Below are 16442 nucleotides of genomic sequence, written 5' to 3' on the forward strand. Positions count from 1 at the left end.
CTGAATGGGTCTGTCTGGGGTTTCACCGCTCATCCGAACTGGAGTCGCATGACTGTGAGCGGTTCCAGTTAGTCACAGCGATGTGATCCATGTCAACCCTGAATTTGATCTAGCCAGCGGAATTAGAGCTGTGATACTACTGGGAGCGCACACAGTTCTTAGGAGATTTGATGACAGACGTCCTGCAGGCCCCCGCCACCCAACCCGCACAGGCGCCTTGGGTACAGCGACCGGCCGGCCTTTGCTACGGCGGGGATTACAACCCCGAGCAATGGCCCCGCGAGGTCTGGGTGGAAGACATCGCGCTGATGAAGGAGGCCGGGATCAACCTGGTCAGCATCGGCATCTTCTCCTGGGTGTTGCTGGAGCCCCGCGAAGGCGAATACGACTTCGAATGGCTGGACCACCTCATGGATCTGCTGGCCGATGCCGGCATCAGCGTGGACCTCGGAACTCCCACCGCCGCACCGCCTGCGTGGTTCTGGAAGAAATACCCGCATGCGCGTCCCGTAACCCGCGATGGGGTCACGCTGGGCAACGGATCCCGCGGCATGGCCAGCCCCAGCTCACCGGAATACCGCCGGGCAGCCACCAACATCACCGAGCAGCTCGCGCGCCGCTACGCTTCCCACCCCGCATTGGTTCTGTGGCACGTCCACAACGAGTACGGCGTACCTGTCAGCGATTCATACGACCAGAATTCCGTGCTGGCGTTCCGCGACTGGCTCCGTCACCGCTACGTCACCCTGGAGGCGCTCAACCACGCGTGGGGCACGCTGTTCTGGGGACAGAAGTACGGCGAATGGGACGAGATTGACGCCCCCAGGGTCTCAGCAAGTGTCAGCAACCAGGCCCAGCGCCTGGACTTCCACCGGTTCACCTCCGACGCAATGCTCCAATGCTTCATTGCCGAGCGCGACGTCATCAAGAAATACACCCCTGATCTGCCCGTCACCACCAACTTCATGGCCACCAACTGCCTGTCCCCGGACTACTGGGCCTGGGCCAAAGAGGTGGACATCGTGGCGAACGACCACTACCTCGTGGCCCAGCGCAAGGACAACCATGTTCTCCTCTCCATGGACGCCGACCTCACACGCTCCCTGGCAGGCAACCGTCCCTGGATGCTGATGGAACACTCAACCGGAGCCGTGAACTGGCAAGGCCGCAACATCGCCAAACGCCCCGGCGAACTGGCCCGCAACAGCCTGTCCCACGTGGCCCGCGGCGCCGACGCCGTGATGTTCTTCCAGTTCCGGGCTTCCCGCTATGGCGCGGAAAAGTTCCACTCGGCCATGCTCCCGCACGCCGGCACCGGCACCCGAATCTGGCGCGAAGTCCTGGATCTCGGCGATGACCTGGGGAAGCTCTCCCCCGTCAAAGGCTCCACCGTGTCATCACGCGTGGCCATCCTCTGGGACGTGGAATCGTTCTGGGCGCAGGACCTGGAATGGCGCCCCAGCAGCGATCTCGACCACCGCGAACGCATCGAATCCTTCTACTCCGTCCTGTGGAACCACGGCATCAGCGTGGACTTCGCCCATCCCGAAGCCGACCTGTCCGGCTACGATCTGGTCCTGGCTCCGGCGCTCTACCTGGTGGGAGACAAGGCGTCCGCGAACCTGAGCCGCTACGTCCACGACGGCGGCCACCTGATGGTGTCCTACTTCTCCGGAATTGTGGACAGCAACGACACTGTCCCGGCCGGCGCCTCCCCCGGTGGCCTCCGTGATGTTCTTGGCCTGGAGATCCACGAATTCATGCCCCTGCGCGAGGAAGAAATCGTCACCCTCGGGAACGGCGCCACCGGCACCGTGTGGTCAGAGGAAATCCACCCCGGCACCGCCACGGTCCTCAGCCGCTACACCAGTGGACCTGCGGCCTCCGGACCCGCCATCACCCGCAACGATTTCGGCAGCGGTACCGCGTGGTACGTTTCCACCAAGCTCGACGGCGGACACCTCGCCGACGTTGTCCTGGACGCCGTCCGGAATGCCGGAATCGATACCGGAGTCCAGCCCCCGGCCGGGCTGGAAGTGGCGTCACGGTGCTCCGAGGACGGCACGTTCATCTTCCTCATCAACCACACCGATGCGGACGCACAATACCCGGCAACAGGGCTCAACCTGCTCTCCGGCGAAGCCGTCGGCGGAACCGCGCACGTTCCCGCCGGGACCATCTGCGTCATCCATACTCCAGCGGACCACTCCTGACCCGCTGAACGCAGGCCGCCGGCCCGGACCGACCACGGTCCGGGCCGGTATTCCAATCGTCAGCTCCCTGCTTTATCCGAAAGGTGCCTCATGAACACTGCCACCGACACCTCAGTGGAAGTCCGGGTGGAAACCGCCGCCCAACTCGAGGACCGGCTCAACGCCGCCATCCAACACCTGCAGCCGCAGGCCACCCGCAGCGGTCACGGCATCCTGGTGACCAAGCTCAACCCCGGGCACTTCAGCATCTCCGTCAGCGACGAGGTCCCGTTCGGCCTCACCCGCGAGCGCAGCCACTAACCGCAAACAGTCCCACTTTCAGGTAAGACCCCGGCAGCACCCGTCAAGGAGGACGAACCATGAACCACCCCGGATCCACGCTGAGTACCCCAGGAAGACTGAAACAGCAGCGGCGGCTGCTACCCGCCGTCGTCCTCGCTTTGACCCTGGCAGGCGGCAGCTTGCTTGCCCCTGGCGCGGCAACGGCTGCCGGAACCGTCACCAATGCAGGTTTCGAGGCTGGGCTGAATGGCTGGACTGTTAATGGACACAAAGATGCGGCCACAGTGGAGTCCGGCGGGTTTCAATCCGCCAGCCGTCTGACGCACTGGCTTTCGGGCAATGGGACGGTCACTACGTCACAGACCCTCAGCGGTCTCGCGAAAGGGTGGTGGACGTTCCGGGCCAACATCAAATCCGGCGGCCCCGTGGACTCGTCCCGGCTGACCCTCACCGGATGCGGGGCGCACGGGACAACAGTCCTGCCGTCCACCGAAACGGACGACCAATGGTTGTCGATGGCCGTGAGCGCGAACGTCAGCAGCGGCAAGTGCACGCTCAAGCTCACCACCAGCGGCGCTGGTGCCTGGGCGAGCATGGACAACGTCACCTTCACCCAAGGCAAGGTCGATCGTAAGGTCCGCGGAGCAGACCTCTCCAGCATTCCCAAGAATGAAGCGAACGGCGCCGTGTACGCCGACAGAGACGGCAACTCCGTGGATCCGGTCGAGGCCTTCGCGGACGCAGGAACCAACCTGGTCCGGCTGAAAGTGTGGGTCAACCCGGCGGACGGCTTCAACATGAAGGAACAAGTCGCAGCGATGGCCCGGCGCGCGGATGCCCAGGGCATGCGTGTTCTGATCGATTTCCACTACTCGGACCGGTGGACGGATCCCGGCGCCCAGGGAGTCCCGGCTGCGTGGCAGGGACTGACTCCCACAGGGCTCGCGGACGCCGTGTACAACCACACCCGTGACGTCATGGCCGCGGTTAAAGCTGCTGGTGTCACCCCGTACGCCGCCCAGATCGGCAACGAAATCAACCCCGGTATGCTGTGGCCCTACGGCCAGTCCTACGATGTGGACCCCAACGATTCCGTGACAGGCGCCCAGTGGGACAACCTGGCGTCCTTCCTGAAGGCAGGGGCACGCGCAGTCAGCGAAGTCAGCCCCGGCACCAAGAAGATCCTCCACCTGACCAACCTGAACAACGGGATTGACGGAATCAACTGGTGGTACGACCAAGCCACCGCCCGCTCCGTGCCGTTCGACATCATCGGCTTGTCCTACTACGGCTACTGGCACGGCACACTCGCCACCCTGCAGAGCTCCGTGACCTCGTTGTCCGCCCGGTACAACAAGGACGTGATCGTGGTGGAAACCTCGTACCCTTTCACCCTCGCTGACAACCCGAATGCTCCCTGGGAAAACGTCATCGCCAATCCGGGCCAGCTGGTCAAGGGCTACCCAGCCACACCTTCCGGGCAGGCCGCGAACTTCCGCGCAGTCCAGGATGTGGTGGCCTCCGCCCCGGGCGGCCGTGGCCTCGGCGCTGTCTACTGGGAGCCGGCCTGGACGTCCGTCCCCGGAAACGGCTGGGACCCGGCCGACCCCTCTTCCGGCAATGCGTGGGAAAACCAGGCCATGTTCGACTACAACAACCGCGCGCTCCCGGCGTTGAATGCGTTCCGGCCGGACGCAGGATCGACGCCGACACTTCGGTAGGTGGTCACCACGTGAGTAAGGTTCGACGTCGGCACCCGGGTGGGTGCCGACGTCGCGCTTTTGGGGGGATTCAGCTCTTGGTCTCGTTCAGGTGGTTCGTATGCAACTGTTGGGCGAAGTGGTTCAGCGCCGCAGCCACAGCGCCCGGGTGGCTCAGTGTGGCGTAGTGGCCGCCCGGGACTTCCACCGCTTCGATTCCCAATCGATCCTGTACTTGGCGCCGCATGAACGCCGCTGGAAAGAACAGGTCGTCACGGCACAGAATGGCCAGTGTGGGCACGTCCGGATGGTGGCCAGGCCAAGGTCCTGACATCCAGGCCCCCTGCTGATCGCGCTCCTTGTTCCGCGCTTGCTGTGCAAGATCGTCAGGGACGAGGTTAAAGAACGCCTCTTCGGGGATGGTCTCGCGGTCATGCCCGGTATTGGTCCACCAGTCACCGAAGGTCTCGCCCGGCATCGGAATCATTGCCGAGAGATACACCAGGCCGTCTGAGGTGAGTTCATTGCTGACCAAGGGTGCCGTAAAGCCACCCAGTGAGTGGCCCACCACGATGGTGTGCCGGGCGCCGTCGGCCGCCTCGGTTGCCGCGCGGGTGTAGTCCTCAAGCATCGCGCCGTCGTCTTCGATGGGGAGGTCGACCGCGATGACCTCATGGCCCGTCGATTCGAGCAAGGGCTTGACCAAGTGCCAGTCCCACGCCGTGGATCCGCCGCCATGAATCAGTATGAAAACCGCCATTTTCCCTCCCCGTTCACCGTGCCTGCCGTCCCCACCGGGTCCGCGAAGCAACGTGTGACCGGTGGGTTGGGGCAGAAATTCATCGTAGTCCCGGCCCTCCGGCTACGGCCAGAACACCTGGGTGTTTCCCAAGGCGCCTCTGGCGCGTCCCGCCGTCGAGGCCTGTTCCGCAACCCAAGTGCGGGGTTAGACTCCAGCCCAGGCGCGGGGGAAGCGTCGTTTGCACTTTGGGGGGATTGCAGTGGGAACTGTTGTCAGTGTTTCAGGAACGCCGGTGCGCCGCTTTTTGGGCCGGAGAGGACGGCGGTGGGGTGCCTTCGCGGTAGCCGCCGGAGTGGCGTCGTTGCTCATTTCCGGGATCCCAACTTCTCCTGCTGCGGCAGACATCGTCGCGGACATCATCGACGTGGGGCCCGAAGCCAGCGACGTAGCGGTCAACCCGGTCACCAATACTGTGTATGTCACTACCCGCGATGGGCTGACCGTCATCAATGGCAAGACGCAAGCCACAGTCAAAATAGCAACGGGGAGCACCCCGGTGGCTGTCGCGGTTAACACTGCGACCAACAAGATCTACCTCAGCCTCAAAAGTGACCCATCCACGCCGGGATCCGTGGCCGTCGTGAACGGCGCCACGAATGCCGTCGCAAGGGTGACGGTCGGCGCCTCTCCCGGAGAGCTGGTCATCGACCAAAAGACCAACAAGATCTACGCGGGCACCCTTGACGGCGTTTCCGTCATCAACGGAAGTACCAACGCCAGCACCATCATCAACTCCGGATCGGTCAGTACGCTGGTCATCAATCAGGTGACCCATCGGCTGTATACCCTGGGTGGAGGCGGCCTCAATGTCATCGACACTGCAACCAACGCCGTGACTCGCATTGACCTGGGCACCAATGCAATGCCGGGTTACTTGGCCATCAACCAGGTGACCAACAAGGTATACGTCGCCGTACGGGCGCGGCAGTACGCAGCACTGCAAGTTGTTGATGGAGCCACAAACCAAGCAGGCGGGATGTTCTCCGACCTCAACGCGAGCCCCACGTCGCTCTCCGTGGATGAAAAGAACAATCGGGTTTACTTCGGCAGGACTTCGCTGGGCGACGGGACAATCTCGTCGTGGACCGGCCTGCTGGCGATATTCGACGACGACGGACCGGGGCGGGTCGATATCAGAACGGGCGGAAGCCCGGGAGCGATTACTGTCAACGGAACCACCAACAAGGTGTATTTTGAGTCCGGTTACAGGGGCACCACCGTGGTCGATGGAAAAACCTTCGCTCTCTCCACACTGTCGCACCCCTTTACGGGCACCATGGCCATCAATGAGGCCACCAACAAAATCTACGCAAGCAATTGGCAAGGGTCCGTCACGATCATTGACGGAAACAGCCCCACACCCCTGAAGAACGATTTCAGCGGTGATCGAAAGACGGACCTATTGGCCCGCGACACCACCGGTGTCTTGTGGCTCTACCCGGGAAACGGAGCCGCCGGATGGCTGCCCCGCACGCAGGTGGGCTCCGCCTGGAACTCCATGACCGCCGTCGTGAGCCCTGGCGACTTCAACGGCGACAGGAAACCGGACGTTCTTGCCCGCGATAGCGCCGGTCACCTGTGGATGTACCCAGGAAACGGGACGGGTGGCTGGCTGGCGCGGGTTCACGTCGGCTCAGGCTGGAATACCATCACGGCCATCGTCACGCCCGGAGATTTCAACGGGGACGGAACGGCCGACCTTCTCGCGCGCGATGCCTCCGGGACCCTTTGGATGTACCCCGGCGACGGTCGGGGAGGTTGGTTGCCCAGGACCAATCTAGGGACTGGCTGGAATGCATTGACGGCCATCGTAGGTTCAGGGGATTTCAACAGCGATGGCACCCCCGATGTCCTTGCCCGCGACGGATCCGGCGTCCTGTGGCTCTACAACGGGAACGGCACCGGAGGCTGGGCGTGGGACCGCCAGAAGGTTGGCGACGGTTGGAACAGCATGACGTCCATCATCGCCCCAGGAGATTTCAACGGTGACGGGCGGCCGGACATTGTGGCCCGCGATGGCAGCGGCTCACTCTTCTTGTACCCGAGCGCCAGCGATGGAGCGTGGCTGCCTACCGTCCGGATCGGACAGGGCTGGAATGCCATGACCGCCCTGCTCTAGTAACCGCCAAGATATACCCCTAGGGGGTACTTGCTTAATACCCCCATGGGGTATAAGTTTGTGTCATGAGCACGCCAGATCTGAGCATGGGCCATCCAGACGCACCCCTCATCGAGGTGGATCTGGAGCACGCCGCACCCCACGGGTACACCAGCAACAAGGACGCCTACCTCAAACGGTTGAAACGGATCGAGGGGCAAGTCCGCGGAATAGCGCGGATGGTGGAGGACGACAAATACTGCATCGACATCCTCACCCAAGTAGCCGCCGCCACCAAGGCCCTCCATGCCGTCAGCCTTGGACTCGTAGAGGAGCACATCGGCCACTGTGTGGTCGGTGCTGCCTCCGAGCCCAACCCTGAAGCCCGCGCCGAACAGATCGACGCCAAAGTGAAGGAGGCCACCGATGCCATCGGGCGCCTGCTGCGGTAATTCCGCCAATAACCACCACACCATTCAACTCACCACCAAGGAGAGCCCCATGAGCCAGACCATCCAGACCAACGTCAACGTTTCCGGTATGACCTGCGGCCACTGCGTCTCCAGCGTGAGCGAAGAACTTGAGTCGCTTACCGGCGTCGAAAACGTGGCCGTAGACCTCAACCCCGGTGGACTGTCCACCGTAACCATCACCTCAACCAAGGAGCTCTCGCCGTCTGAAATTGGCGAAGCCGTGGCAGAAGCCGGCTACCTGGTGGTAGCCAACGAAGCATAGGAGTCCTCTTGAGTAGCCAGGAGACTTTCAACCAACCTGCACACAGGGTGATCGAACTGGACATCGAGGGCATGACCTGCGCCTCGTGCGTCAATCGAGTGGAACGAAAACTGGGCAAACTTGAAGGCGTCGAGGCCAGCGTCAACCTGCCCCTCGAATCAGCCCACGTCACCGTCCCGGCAACCGTAACGGACCAGCAAATCGTGGACACGGTCAACGCCACAGGCTACAAAGCCACAGTCCGCCAAGCCCCACCGTCCCACACCCGCGAACCCCACCCCCACGAGCACCACCACGGAAGCGAGGCGACGGAAGACGAGCACACTTCCGGCGGCGCCGAGCACGAAAATCACATGGACCATGGGCCCTCCGCGTCGACGCTCCGCCCCCGCCTGATTGCCGCAGCGCTGTTGACCGTACCGGTGTTCGCGATCTCGATGATCCCCGCCCTCCAGTTCGCCAACTGGGGTTGGGTTGTCGGGGCGCTGGCCCTGCCGGTGGTGAGCTGGGCGGCTTGGCCTTTCCACAGGGCTGCTGCCATCAACGCCCGCCACTTCGCCTCCACGATGGACACCCTCGTGTCCATCGGTGTGATCGCCGCGTACCTCTACTCTGCGTGGCAGTTGTTCGCGGACCCCCGAATGACTGAACATCCCGGCATGGAAAGCATGTCCGGGGGCGGGCTGTACTTCGAGGTCGCCGCCGTGGTCACCACGTTCCTGCTGCTGGGCCGCTACCTTGAGGCGAACGCGAAGGCCAAGGCCGGCAATGCCCTCAAGGCCCTGCTGAATCTGGGTGCCAAGGACGCCACGATCCTGGTGGACGGCGTGGAGCAAAAGATTCCGGCCGATCAACTTCTGGTGGACGACGTCATTGTGGTCCGCCCAGGCGAGAAGATTGCCACCGACGGCGTGGTCACTGATGGCGCTTCCGCCGTCGACGCTTCACTGGTGACGGGCGAATCGGTGCCGGTCGAGGTCGGTCCGGGCAGCGCTGTGACAGGCGCTACGATCAACACTTCGGGCCGCCTGCTGGTCCGTGCAACCCGTGTCGGCTCGGACACGACACTCGCCCAGATGGGTCGCCTGGTCAGCCAGGCACAGACCGGCAAAGCACCTATTGCCCGGCTCGCGGACAGGATCAGTTCTGTCTTTGTGCCGATCGTGCTGGTCATTGCCCTGGTGACGTTCCTGCTATGGCTGTTCTTCTCCGGTGACCTCAACGCAGCCTTCACGGCCGCCGTCGCTGTCCTGGTGATTGCTTGCCCCTGCGCCTTGGGTCTGGCCACTCCCGTCGGTCTGCTGACGGGAACGGGCCGCGGCGCTCAGCTGGGCATTCTCATCAAGGGCCCACAGGTCCTTGAGGACACCCGCCACGTGGACACTATCCTGCTGGACAAGACGGGCACCGTGACCAGCGGCAAGCTCGCCGTGGACCACACTGTCGCACTGAACGGACATTCACCGGCCACCGTCCTGACACTGGCAGGAGCCGTTGAAACCGCTTCCGAGCATCCGATCGCCCACGCGATCGCCGCTGCGGCCCAAGAAGCACTGCACGACGCCGGCAGCCTGCCTCGCGTGGAGGGCTTCAGTTCCGCTCCGGGCGGCGGCGTGCGGGGAACCGTTGCGCTGGACGGGGTGACCAAGACTGTCGTCGTTGGACGCTCCGGCTGGCTCGAGGAGAACAGCGTCACGCTCGACTCAAGTCACCATGAAGCACTGACTGCGGAGGAAAACGGTGGTGCCACAGCAATCTGGGTTGCCATCGACGGCCAGGCTGCCGGCATTGTCAGCCTGAGCGACACCATCAAGCCCGGCTCGGCAGCAGCAATCCAGAAGTTGAAGGACCTGGGTATCCGCCCCATCCTGTTGACCGGGGATAACGCCGCCGTGGCCGCCCAAGTGGCTGCCGCCGTCGGGATTTCACCTGAGGACGTATTCGCCGGTGTCCTGCCGGAGGGCAAGGTCGAGGCCGTCAGGAAGTTGCAGGCGTCCGGCGCTACGGTGGCCATGGCCGGTGACGGCGTCAATGACGCGGCCGCCTTGGCGCAGTCGGACCTTGGCATCGCGATGGGATCGGGCACGGATGTCGCCATCGAGGCCTCGGATCTCACGGTGATGGGGAGCGACCTGGGTCAGCTGGTCCAGGCCATAGAGCTTTCCCGTAAGACACTGTCCACCATCAAGACCAACCTGTTCTGGGCGTTCTTCTACAACGCGATCGGTATCCCGGTGGCAGCACTCGGATTCCTGAACCCGATGATCGCCGGCGCAGCAATGGCAGCGAGCTCGGTGCTGGTGGTAGCGAACTCGCTGAGACTGCGGTCCTTCGGGAAGTAGACCCGGAAAGCGAACAGGGGCCCGGGCTAGGCCGTCCCGAAACGGACGGCCGACCGGGCCTTTGCCTTGGCTGCTTCCTCGTCACGATTCTTCGCCGGAGCGTGGCTCACCAGGGAGTCCAGGAGATGCTGCGTAATGTGGGCGATCTCGTGGACTGCCTCGGCAAAGGCTTCCTCGTTGGCTTTGGAAGGCTTGGTGGAACCGCTGATCTTGCGCACGTATTGCAGTGCTGCGGCCTCCACTTCGGCGTTCGTGGCATGCGGTTCGAAGTTATGCAGGGTCCTGATATTGCGGCACATAAACCCATGCTAACCATGGGCAGTGCTGCATGGGGAGGGGTGCCCATCGACGGTTTTTGGATTCCCGGGATAGGTTTTACTTATTGGATCTTCCGGATGAGCCGGAGGCCGCTGGGGATGCCGAAGAGCTCGGGTCCGAACAAATGAAGGAGAATCTCATGGCTATTTGGGGTGCAGATGTTGATCAGCTTCGTCAGCTCGGTAACAAGCTGAAGGCAGGTGCCGAGAACATCGAGCAGCAGCGTTCACAGCTGAAGGGTGCACTTGACGGCACCGACTGGAAGGGCCCGGACGCTGACAAGTTCCGCGGCGAGTGGGACAGCCAGCACGCTTCCAACCTGAAGAAGGTTGCCGACGCACTTCGCGAAGCCGGCGATCGCGCTCAGAAGAACGCTGAGCAGCAGCAGCAGGCCTCCAACTAAGACAGTTGGGAAGAACCCGGACGCACAAGCGTCCGGGTTCTTTGCTGTTAAGGGAGTAGCGATCCCCTGCGTTGTTCGCACACGCTGCCGTTGTTCGGCGGAGATTTCGAACAAGCCCGGGATTCCTCCGGCTTAGCCGCGGGGCGCTTTGGTGACGGACCCTGACGGGACGGGTTCGACGTCGTTCGGGTGGTCCAGGACCGGGACGGCGCGACGGTCTCCCCGCAACTCATCGACGCGGACCAGGACTACGCCGCCCACAATGAAGAGGCCACCCAGCAACTGAATCGGACCAGGCAGTTCGCCCAGCAACAACCACGCCCAGATCACGGCGAACAGAACTTCGGTCAGGGACACGAACGATGCCACCTTGGAACCCAGGCTCCGGGCGGCCATGATTCCGGAAACATAGGCCAGGACCGTGGCCAGGATGATGAGCCCGACGGCGGACACCCACCACGGCGTTGTCCACGGACCCAGGGTTGTATCGGCGGTGCTGAACGTCATGGGCAGCAAACCCAGGAGACCGACCAGCCACATCACCAGTGCACCCACCATGAGGCCGCCCGACGCAAGCACCAGCGGAGGCAGGGTGTCGTTCTCCTTGGCGGTGATGAAGAAGTAGATCACCAGGCATACGGCCGCGGCCATGCCCCAAAGAACACCAATGAAGTCCACCTTCACGGCACCGGTCAGGTCGAGCACCAGGACCAGGCCACCCAGTGACAGGAGCGCGCCCACAGCGGTCAGGGCCCGGGGCCGGCGGCGGCTTGCGATCCACAGCCACAGGACGATCATCACCGGAGCCAGGTACTCCAGCAGCAAAGCGACGCCCACGGACAACCGCGCGACGGCGTTGAAGTAGAAGAGCTGGCAACCTGCAACACCAATAAGGCCGAACAGCAGGATGGTCAGCCAGTTGTCCTTGAGTTGGTGCCAGCGGCCGCGGAGAACCACGACGGCGGGAATCAGCAGAATCAGCGCGGCACCGGTGAGGCGCACGGCAACTGCGGCGCCGGGTGACCAGCCGGTTTCCAGCATCGACTTGGCGAATGAGCCGGACGTGCCAAAGACAGCGGAAGAAAAGAGTGCGATGCCGAGTCCTGATGCCAGGAAACCTTGTGCATCAGCCTTCGTCGTTGGAGCTGACACAGCAGCCTCCTGTCAGGAGTAAAGTGGGCTTATGGTCATGACAGTACTCCCGAAACTTGTAAGGAGTCAAAGTGCTTTTTGCGCCTGACACCGAAGTTGCCCTGCGCAGCGTCGTCAATCTCATCAACACGGCCGCCAACGGAGAGGAATCGCTCGCCACGCTGGAGGACCTCAATGCCTTCCTGGACGCCGAAGAGTTCACGGGCTCCAGGGTTAACTCCCCCGCGGAACTGACCAGCATCAAGCGTCTCCGCAGCGAACTCGCAGCGCTCTGGAGTGCCGACGAGGATACGGCGGCCAAGTCCGTCAACAAGCTGCTGATCGACGCCAAGGCACTCCCCCAACTTGTGAAACACGACCACTGGGACTGGCACCTCCACGCCACCACCCCTGAAGCCCCGCTGGCAGACCGAATGGGCACAGAGGCAGCCATGGCCATCGTCGACGTCATCCGCAGCAGGGAAATGGACCGCATGCGCGTGTGCGCGGCCGAGGACTGCGACGCCGTGGTGCTGGACCTCAGCCGCAACCGCTCCAAGCTCTACTGCGACACCGGCAATTGCGCCAACCGTGCCCACGTCGCGGCCTACCGAGCAAGGAAGGCCGCCGAGGGCGAGTAAAAAGGCAGAGGGAACAAAGCGCCACGTCGGGTTCTACCCCACACCGCAGGCCATCACGCACTTCTCAACGGCTTTGAGCGACTACGGAACCACCGAGCACGCCATCCAACTGCCCCACAACGCCCCGCTCCCCATCGAGCTCATTCACGAGATCATCGCTTGGCGGCTGCGGCAATTGCCTTCAGACGAGGAATGACCGGTCCGGTCAAGCCGCACTTTCCGGCCACGTCACACGGTCGCCGGAGACCATCGACATCGGCCCCAAACTCACGCCCCGTCCCCGGACCAGCGTGTACGGCTGCACCAGACTCAGCGCGAATCCCGCTGAGTGCTCCAACGCGAGATGAACGGCGTCGCCTTCCAGGCCCACAAGCCTGACGTCGGACACCACGACGGCGGCCCGCAGATCCTGCCGCTGGACGGCCAGCGCGTCGTAGCATTCGGCGATGGCGGCGTTGGACTTCACCGTGTACTCCCCGGGTTTCTCCTCCGGGCAGATGAGGAAATGGTCGCCGTCGTCCTTGATGGCTGCGGCGAAGGGGTGGAGCCAGCCGGAAACGGTGAGGCGTTGCACTACCAGTGCCAACGCCAGGTTGAGCAAGGTATCCACGTCCGCCTGAGCCGTTATATCCACGGATTCCCGCCAAGGTGCCATCAATTCCCCCCAAGAAAGATAGTCGTGGGCCCACCCTACCCGTGGGCTTCAGCCAGCGGAATGCCACAGCACACACAAAAAAGCGCTCCCCCACCACGGTGGGGAAGCGCTGGAAGGTCAGCGGCCGGCGTCGGGCGTTTCAACCTGGTCGTCTGGAGCAGCCGGGCCGCCGTGGCCGCCATGGCCGGGACGCTTGGAGCTGAGGTTCACCCCGGAGCCCTTGCCGAGGTGGTCCGCGTTTTCCTTGTGGCTCATGGACAGCATGGCCGCCACAACAAGGCTCACGATGAATGCGATGCCGGCGCCGGTGAAGGCGAGGTCGAACCGCGGGGCCTTTGCGCTGCCGCCCGAAGCGAAGATGAGCACGGCCACGAAGGCCAGTACTGCAAAGAACGCGGAGAACATGAGGGGTCCCTTGACCGAGGTCCGCATCTTGCGCGGTTCTCCTGGTGTCTGGTCAGCCACGGTCATTCCTCCAATGATGGCGGTTCGTGTCCGCCGGTCTGCAAAAGTTCTACAACGAGTAGAACGTCCAGCTACTAGTTTACGGCCTCGGGCGAAGCACTGGGCCCAGCAGCCTGCGCCGTGCCACCGGAGGTTGCCTTGGCGTCGTGCCGCAAGGTCAGCCCGGACAGGATCCACAGCACGCCGGAAATGATGGCCCCGCCGCCGGCAACACCCAGCAGCGCATGGGCGCCGAGCGAGGTGAAGAATGGCAGCAAAACGGCCGTGCCAACGGAAATAACCCCGGAAACGAGCCAGTCGCGGGCCAGGGAATCACGTTTCCTGATCCCATGCACCAGTTCGAGGAGGCCCAGCACCAGCAACGCCAGCATGGCTGAAAGAGCGACTCCCTCGTCAGACTGCGTGACCAGCGCCCCGATTCCGCCGAGCGCCACCACCGCAGGCACCGCCACGGGCAGAGCGCGGGACATCCACACGGCCCCGGCAGTCGCAAGCAAATACAGGCCCACAGCCCACGCCAGGACATGCACAGACGGTGAGGCCCAGAAGATGGTGACCGCGCCAAACAACAGTGCCACCGTGGCACGGATCAGCACGGGTTTCCAGAGTCCGGCCGCGGAGGCAGAAGGAGTCTGGGCAGGAGTCGCTGGGAGAGTCACCCGTCCAGTTTAGTGCGAACCCAGCACCATCCACCGATCCGTGCGTGCGCGCAGCCCCAAAGTCACCCCGCGGGCCAGCATGTAGCCCAGCGCAAACGCGGCCCACAGCCAGAGGAGCCCCGCCTCGCCGTCGGGCCTTAATTGGTGGATGGCCACCAGCAGCGGCAGGTAGACCACCAGGTTGACGACGCCGGCAATCGCCAAATAGCGCGCGTCGCCGGCGCCGATGAGGACTCCGTCCAGGACGAAGACGTAGCCGGCCAGCGGCTGCCCGACCGCCAGGACCCAGAGGGCGACGGTGAGGGCGGAGCGGACACCGGCGTCGGGAGTGAAGAGGTAGCCGGCCCACGGAGCAGCAATGGCAAGGAGCACACCGGTGATCACGCCGAATCCGAGCCCCCAGCGGATCATGGTGCGGGTCAACTCCCGGACGCGTTGGGCGTTCCTGGCGCCGAGTTCCTTGCCGATCAAGGCTTGCGCGGCGATCGCCAGGGCATCCAGGGCGAACGCGAGGAACGAGAAAATGGTCATGGCCAACTGGTGCGCGGCGAGGTTCACTGCGCCTTGGGCGGTCACCACCAGAACCGTGGCGAGGATGGCGAGGCGGAGACTCAGGGTGCGCAGCATGAGCCACGAACCCACCTTGGTCATGGCGCGGATGCCATGCCAGTTGGGCTTCAAGGACACGCCGTGTTGCCGCGCATTTCGGCTCACCATCACCAAATAGACCGCCGCCATGGCCCACTGCGCAATGCTGGTGCCGATCGCTGAGCCGGCTACCGAGAGATTCAGCCCGTAGACCAGGAACACGTTGAGTGCGATGTTCAGCGCAAAACCGGCGGTGGCCACTAGCAGCGGAGTCCGGGTGTCCTGGAGCCCGCGGAGAACACCGGTACCGGCGAAAATTAGCAGCATCGCGGCCAGGCCCGGCATGGACCAGCGCAGGTAATCGACCGCGAACTGTCCAACGTCTCCACTGGCTCCCATGAAGCCAACCAGCGGTTCAGCCGCCACAAAGCCAACCACCGCGAGGACCAGGCCCAGCAGCAGCGCCAGCCACACGCCGTCGCGCCCTGCTGCCAAAGCCTTCCCCAACTTGCCGTCGCCGATCGCCCGGGCCACTGCCGGCGTCGTCGAATACGCCAGGAAGACCATCAGCCCCACTGCGGTGTGCAGGATGGTGGACGCGAGCCCCACACCGGCCAGTTGGTCGACGCCCAGATGCCCAACGATTGCGGAGTCGGCAAGCAGGAACAGCGGCTCGGCAATGAGCGCGCCGAACGCAGGGACGGCCAGGCGGAGGATCTCGCGGGCGTTGGAGCGCGTGGGTGTGGTTGTGGTTTGAGGCACTAAACAAGCCTAGTCCGCTGCGGGCCGGGTACATTTGGGCCGTGTCACACGAGCATCCCGTCACCGTTTCCGTCGCCCGCACCATCCTTCCGGGCTACACCCGCCAAGCCAACGCGTGGGCCCACGCGGGCCAGGAACTCGCCCGCGAATGGCCCGGATACCTGGGGTCGGGGTGGGTTCGCAATGGGGTGGACTCCACCGAATGGCACATGCTTTACCGCTTTGCTGACGCCGATTCGCTGCAGGAGTGGGAGGAATCCGAGGAGCGGCGCTGGTGGATCGACAGCGCCAGGGACATGATGGAGACCACCCGCGTGGAGCGCCACACCGGCATTGAGGGCTGGTTCTCGCGGCCGGGCGACGTCTCGGTGGTGGTGCCCGAAACGGTGGTGCCGCCTCGTTGGAAGCAGGCCATCAGCATCTTCCTACCCTTTTTCCCCTTGAGCCTGCTGGCCAATTTCCTGCTGCATCCGTTGACGCAGGACTGGCCGTTGGTGTTCGCAGTGCTCCTCAACATCGTGATCCTCACGCCATTGATGACGTACATCTTCCTGCCGGTCACCACCCGTCTGCTGCAGCCGTGGCTTCAGGCGAAGCCCCGGCGCAGCCGCTGACGAGCACGAATCCGAGCGCGGGCAGTAGCTGGGA

The 16442-nt window shown here is 63.7% G+C and carries 18 protein-coding genes; 11 read left to right on the forward strand and 7 right to left on the reverse strand.

The features are described 5' to 3' along the window. Nucleotides 1-170 precede the first annotated feature (170 nt). The 3 genes from RQH14_RS06045 (at nucleotide 171) to RQH14_RS06055 (ending at nucleotide 4216) form a co-directional block, all read left to right on the forward strand. Entirely contained in the window at nucleotides 171-2213 is a 2043-nt protein-coding gene (locus tag RQH14_RS06045; RefSeq protein ID WP_311212432.1) for a beta-galactosidase, read from the forward strand. Between the two features lie 90 nt (nucleotides 2214-2303). Then, the gene (locus RQH14_RS06050) at nucleotides 2304-2513 is read left to right on the forward strand and encodes a hypothetical protein (protein WP_311212433.1); all 210 of its coding nucleotides are present in this window, start codon (nucleotides 2304-2306) and stop codon (nucleotides 2511-2513) included. A 59-nt stretch (nucleotides 2514-2572) separates the two neighbouring features. Further along, nucleotides 2573-4216 carry a glycosyl hydrolase 53 family protein gene (locus RQH14_RS06055; RefSeq protein WP_311212434.1) on the forward strand — a complete coding sequence of 548 codons (1644 nt, stop codon included), beginning with the start codon at nucleotides 2573-2575 and terminating at the stop codon, nucleotides 4214-4216. Between the two features lie 70 nt (nucleotides 4217-4286). Here RQH14_RS06055 and RQH14_RS06060 read toward each other — a convergent pair whose 3' ends face one another. Continuing rightward, nucleotides 4287-4955, reverse strand: coding sequence for an alpha/beta hydrolase (locus RQH14_RS06060; protein WP_311212435.1), 669 nt, complete (start codon nucleotides 4953-4955; stop codon nucleotides 4287-4289). A gap of 274 nt (nucleotides 4956-5229) precedes the next feature. Between RQH14_RS06060 and RQH14_RS06065 the strand changes: the two genes are divergently transcribed. From RQH14_RS06065 to RQH14_RS06080, 4 genes are all read left to right on the forward strand, one after another. Next, complete coding sequence (locus RQH14_RS06065) at nucleotides 5230-7116, forward strand: FG-GAP-like repeat-containing protein (protein WP_311212436.1); 1887 nt, start codon at nucleotides 5230-5232, stop codon at nucleotides 7114-7116. A 65-nt stretch (nucleotides 7117-7181) separates the two neighbouring features. Next, a complete protein-coding gene (locus RQH14_RS06070; RefSeq protein ID WP_311212437.1) occupies nucleotides 7182-7547 on the forward strand; it encodes a metal-sensitive transcriptional regulator in 366 nt (121 codons plus the stop codon). A 49-nt stretch (nucleotides 7548-7596) separates the two neighbouring features. After that, the gene (locus RQH14_RS06075; protein WP_232481475.1) at nucleotides 7597-7830 is read left to right on the forward strand and encodes a heavy-metal-associated domain-containing protein; all 234 of its coding nucleotides are present in this window, start codon (nucleotides 7597-7599) and stop codon (nucleotides 7828-7830) included. A gap of 8 nt (nucleotides 7831-7838) precedes the next feature. Further along, nucleotides 7839-10172 (forward strand): heavy metal translocating P-type ATPase, encoded by a 2334-nt coding sequence (locus tag RQH14_RS06080; protein WP_311212438.1) that lies wholly within the window; start codon nucleotides 7839-7841, stop codon nucleotides 10170-10172. Nucleotides 10173-10198: 26 nt separating this feature from the next. On the opposite strand, the gene RQH14_RS06085 is transcribed toward RQH14_RS06080, so the two are convergent. Next, nucleotides 10199-10471, reverse strand: a complete 273-nt coding sequence (locus RQH14_RS06085) for a DUF2277 domain-containing protein (protein ID WP_231342225.1) — start codon at nucleotides 10469-10471, stop codon at nucleotides 10199-10201. 158 nt (nucleotides 10472-10629) lie between these two features. Between RQH14_RS06085 and RQH14_RS06090 the strand changes: the two genes are divergently transcribed. Further along, entirely contained in the window at nucleotides 10630-10893 is a 264-nt protein-coding gene (locus RQH14_RS06090; protein ID WP_011776688.1) for a WXG100 family type VII secretion target, read from the forward strand. A gap of 132 nt (nucleotides 10894-11025) precedes the next feature. Here the strand turns inward: RQH14_RS06090 and RQH14_RS06095 are convergent, their stop codons facing one another. Beyond that, entirely contained in the window at nucleotides 11026-12045 is a 1020-nt protein-coding gene (locus tag RQH14_RS06095) for an EamA family transporter (RefSeq protein WP_311212439.1), read from the reverse strand. Nucleotides 12046-12116: 71 nt separating this feature from the next. Here RQH14_RS06095 and RQH14_RS06100 point away from each other — a divergent pair, with 71 nt between their 5' ends. Next, complete coding sequence (locus tag RQH14_RS06100) at nucleotides 12117-12665, forward strand: CGNR zinc finger domain-containing protein (RefSeq protein ID WP_311212440.1); 549 nt, start codon at nucleotides 12117-12119, stop codon at nucleotides 12663-12665. Between the two features lie 73 nt (nucleotides 12666-12738). After that, nucleotides 12739-12861 (forward strand): hypothetical protein, encoded by a 123-nt coding sequence (locus RQH14_RS06105; protein ID WP_311212441.1) that lies wholly within the window; start codon nucleotides 12739-12741, stop codon nucleotides 12859-12861. A 9-nt stretch (nucleotides 12862-12870) separates the two neighbouring features. Here RQH14_RS06105 and RQH14_RS06110 read toward each other — a convergent pair whose 3' ends face one another. The 4 genes from RQH14_RS06110 to RQH14_RS06125 form a co-directional block, all read right to left on the reverse strand. Continuing rightward, on the reverse strand, nucleotides 12871-13320 hold the full coding sequence (locus tag RQH14_RS06110; protein ID WP_311212442.1) for a hypothetical protein: 450 nt from the start codon (nucleotides 13318-13320) through the stop codon (nucleotides 12871-12873). A gap of 117 nt (nucleotides 13321-13437) precedes the next feature. Next, nucleotides 13438-13791: a hypothetical protein gene (locus tag RQH14_RS06115; RefSeq protein WP_311212443.1), complete on the reverse strand. Its 354-nt coding sequence runs from the start codon at nucleotides 13789-13791 to the stop codon at nucleotides 13438-13440. Between the two features lie 68 nt (nucleotides 13792-13859). Next, complete coding sequence (locus RQH14_RS06120) at nucleotides 13860-14444, reverse strand: DUF308 domain-containing protein (RefSeq protein WP_311212444.1); 585 nt, start codon at nucleotides 14442-14444, stop codon at nucleotides 13860-13862. 9 nt (nucleotides 14445-14453) lie between these two features. Beyond that, nucleotides 14454-15794 (reverse strand): MATE family efflux transporter, encoded by a 1341-nt coding sequence (locus tag RQH14_RS06125; RefSeq protein ID WP_311212445.1) that lies wholly within the window; start codon nucleotides 15792-15794, stop codon nucleotides 14454-14456. A 41-nt stretch (nucleotides 15795-15835) separates the two neighbouring features. On the opposite strand from RQH14_RS06125, the gene RQH14_RS06130 reads away from it, so the two are divergent. After that, on the forward strand, nucleotides 15836-16408 hold the full coding sequence (locus RQH14_RS06130) for an antibiotic biosynthesis monooxygenase (RefSeq protein WP_311212446.1): 573 nt from the start codon (nucleotides 15836-15838) through the stop codon (nucleotides 16406-16408). The last annotated feature ends 34 nt before the right edge of the window (nucleotides 16409-16442 follow it).

The organism is Arthrobacter sp. WCS2018Hpa-7 (assembly GCF_031843805.1).
Taxonomy (GTDB): domain Bacteria; phylum Actinomycetota; class Actinomycetes; order Actinomycetales; family Micrococcaceae; genus Arthrobacter.

Bases quoted from the DNA above. Each gene is read 5' to 3' on its own strand.
- RQH14_RS06060 (WP_311212435.1), bottom strand. From the start codon at position 4,955: ATGGCGGTTTTCATACTGATTCATGGCGGCGGATCCACGGCGTGGGAC.
- RQH14_RS06115 (WP_311212443.1), bottom strand. From the start codon at position 13,791: ATGACCGTGGCTGACCAGACACCAGGAGAACCGCGCAAGATGCGGACC.
- RQH14_RS06110 (WP_311212442.1), bottom strand. From the start codon at position 13,320: ATGGCACCTTGGCGGGAATCCGTGGATATAACGGCTCAGGCGGACGTG.
- RQH14_RS06050 (WP_311212433.1), top strand. From the start codon at position 2,304: ATGAACACTGCCACCGACACCTCAGTGGAAGTCCGGGTGGAAACCGCC.
- RQH14_RS06075 (WP_232481475.1), top strand. From the start codon at position 7,597: ATGAGCCAGACCATCCAGACCAACGTCAACGTTTCCGGTATGACCTGC.
- RQH14_RS06070 (WP_311212437.1), top strand. From the start codon at position 7,182: ATGAGCACGCCAGATCTGAGCATGGGCCATCCAGACGCACCCCTCATC.
- RQH14_RS06085 (WP_231342225.1), bottom strand. From the start codon at position 10,471: ATGTGCCGCAATATCAGGACCCTGCATAACTTCGAACCGCATGCCACG.
- RQH14_RS06055 (WP_311212434.1), top strand. From the start codon at position 2,573: ATGAACCACCCCGGATCCACGCTGAGTACCCCAGGAAGACTGAAACAG.
- RQH14_RS06090 (WP_011776688.1), top strand. From the start codon at position 10,630: ATGGCTATTTGGGGTGCAGATGTTGATCAGCTTCGTCAGCTCGGTAAC.
- RQH14_RS06045 (WP_311212432.1), top strand. From the start codon at position 171: ATGACAGACGTCCTGCAGGCCCCCGCCACCCAACCCGCACAGGCGCCT.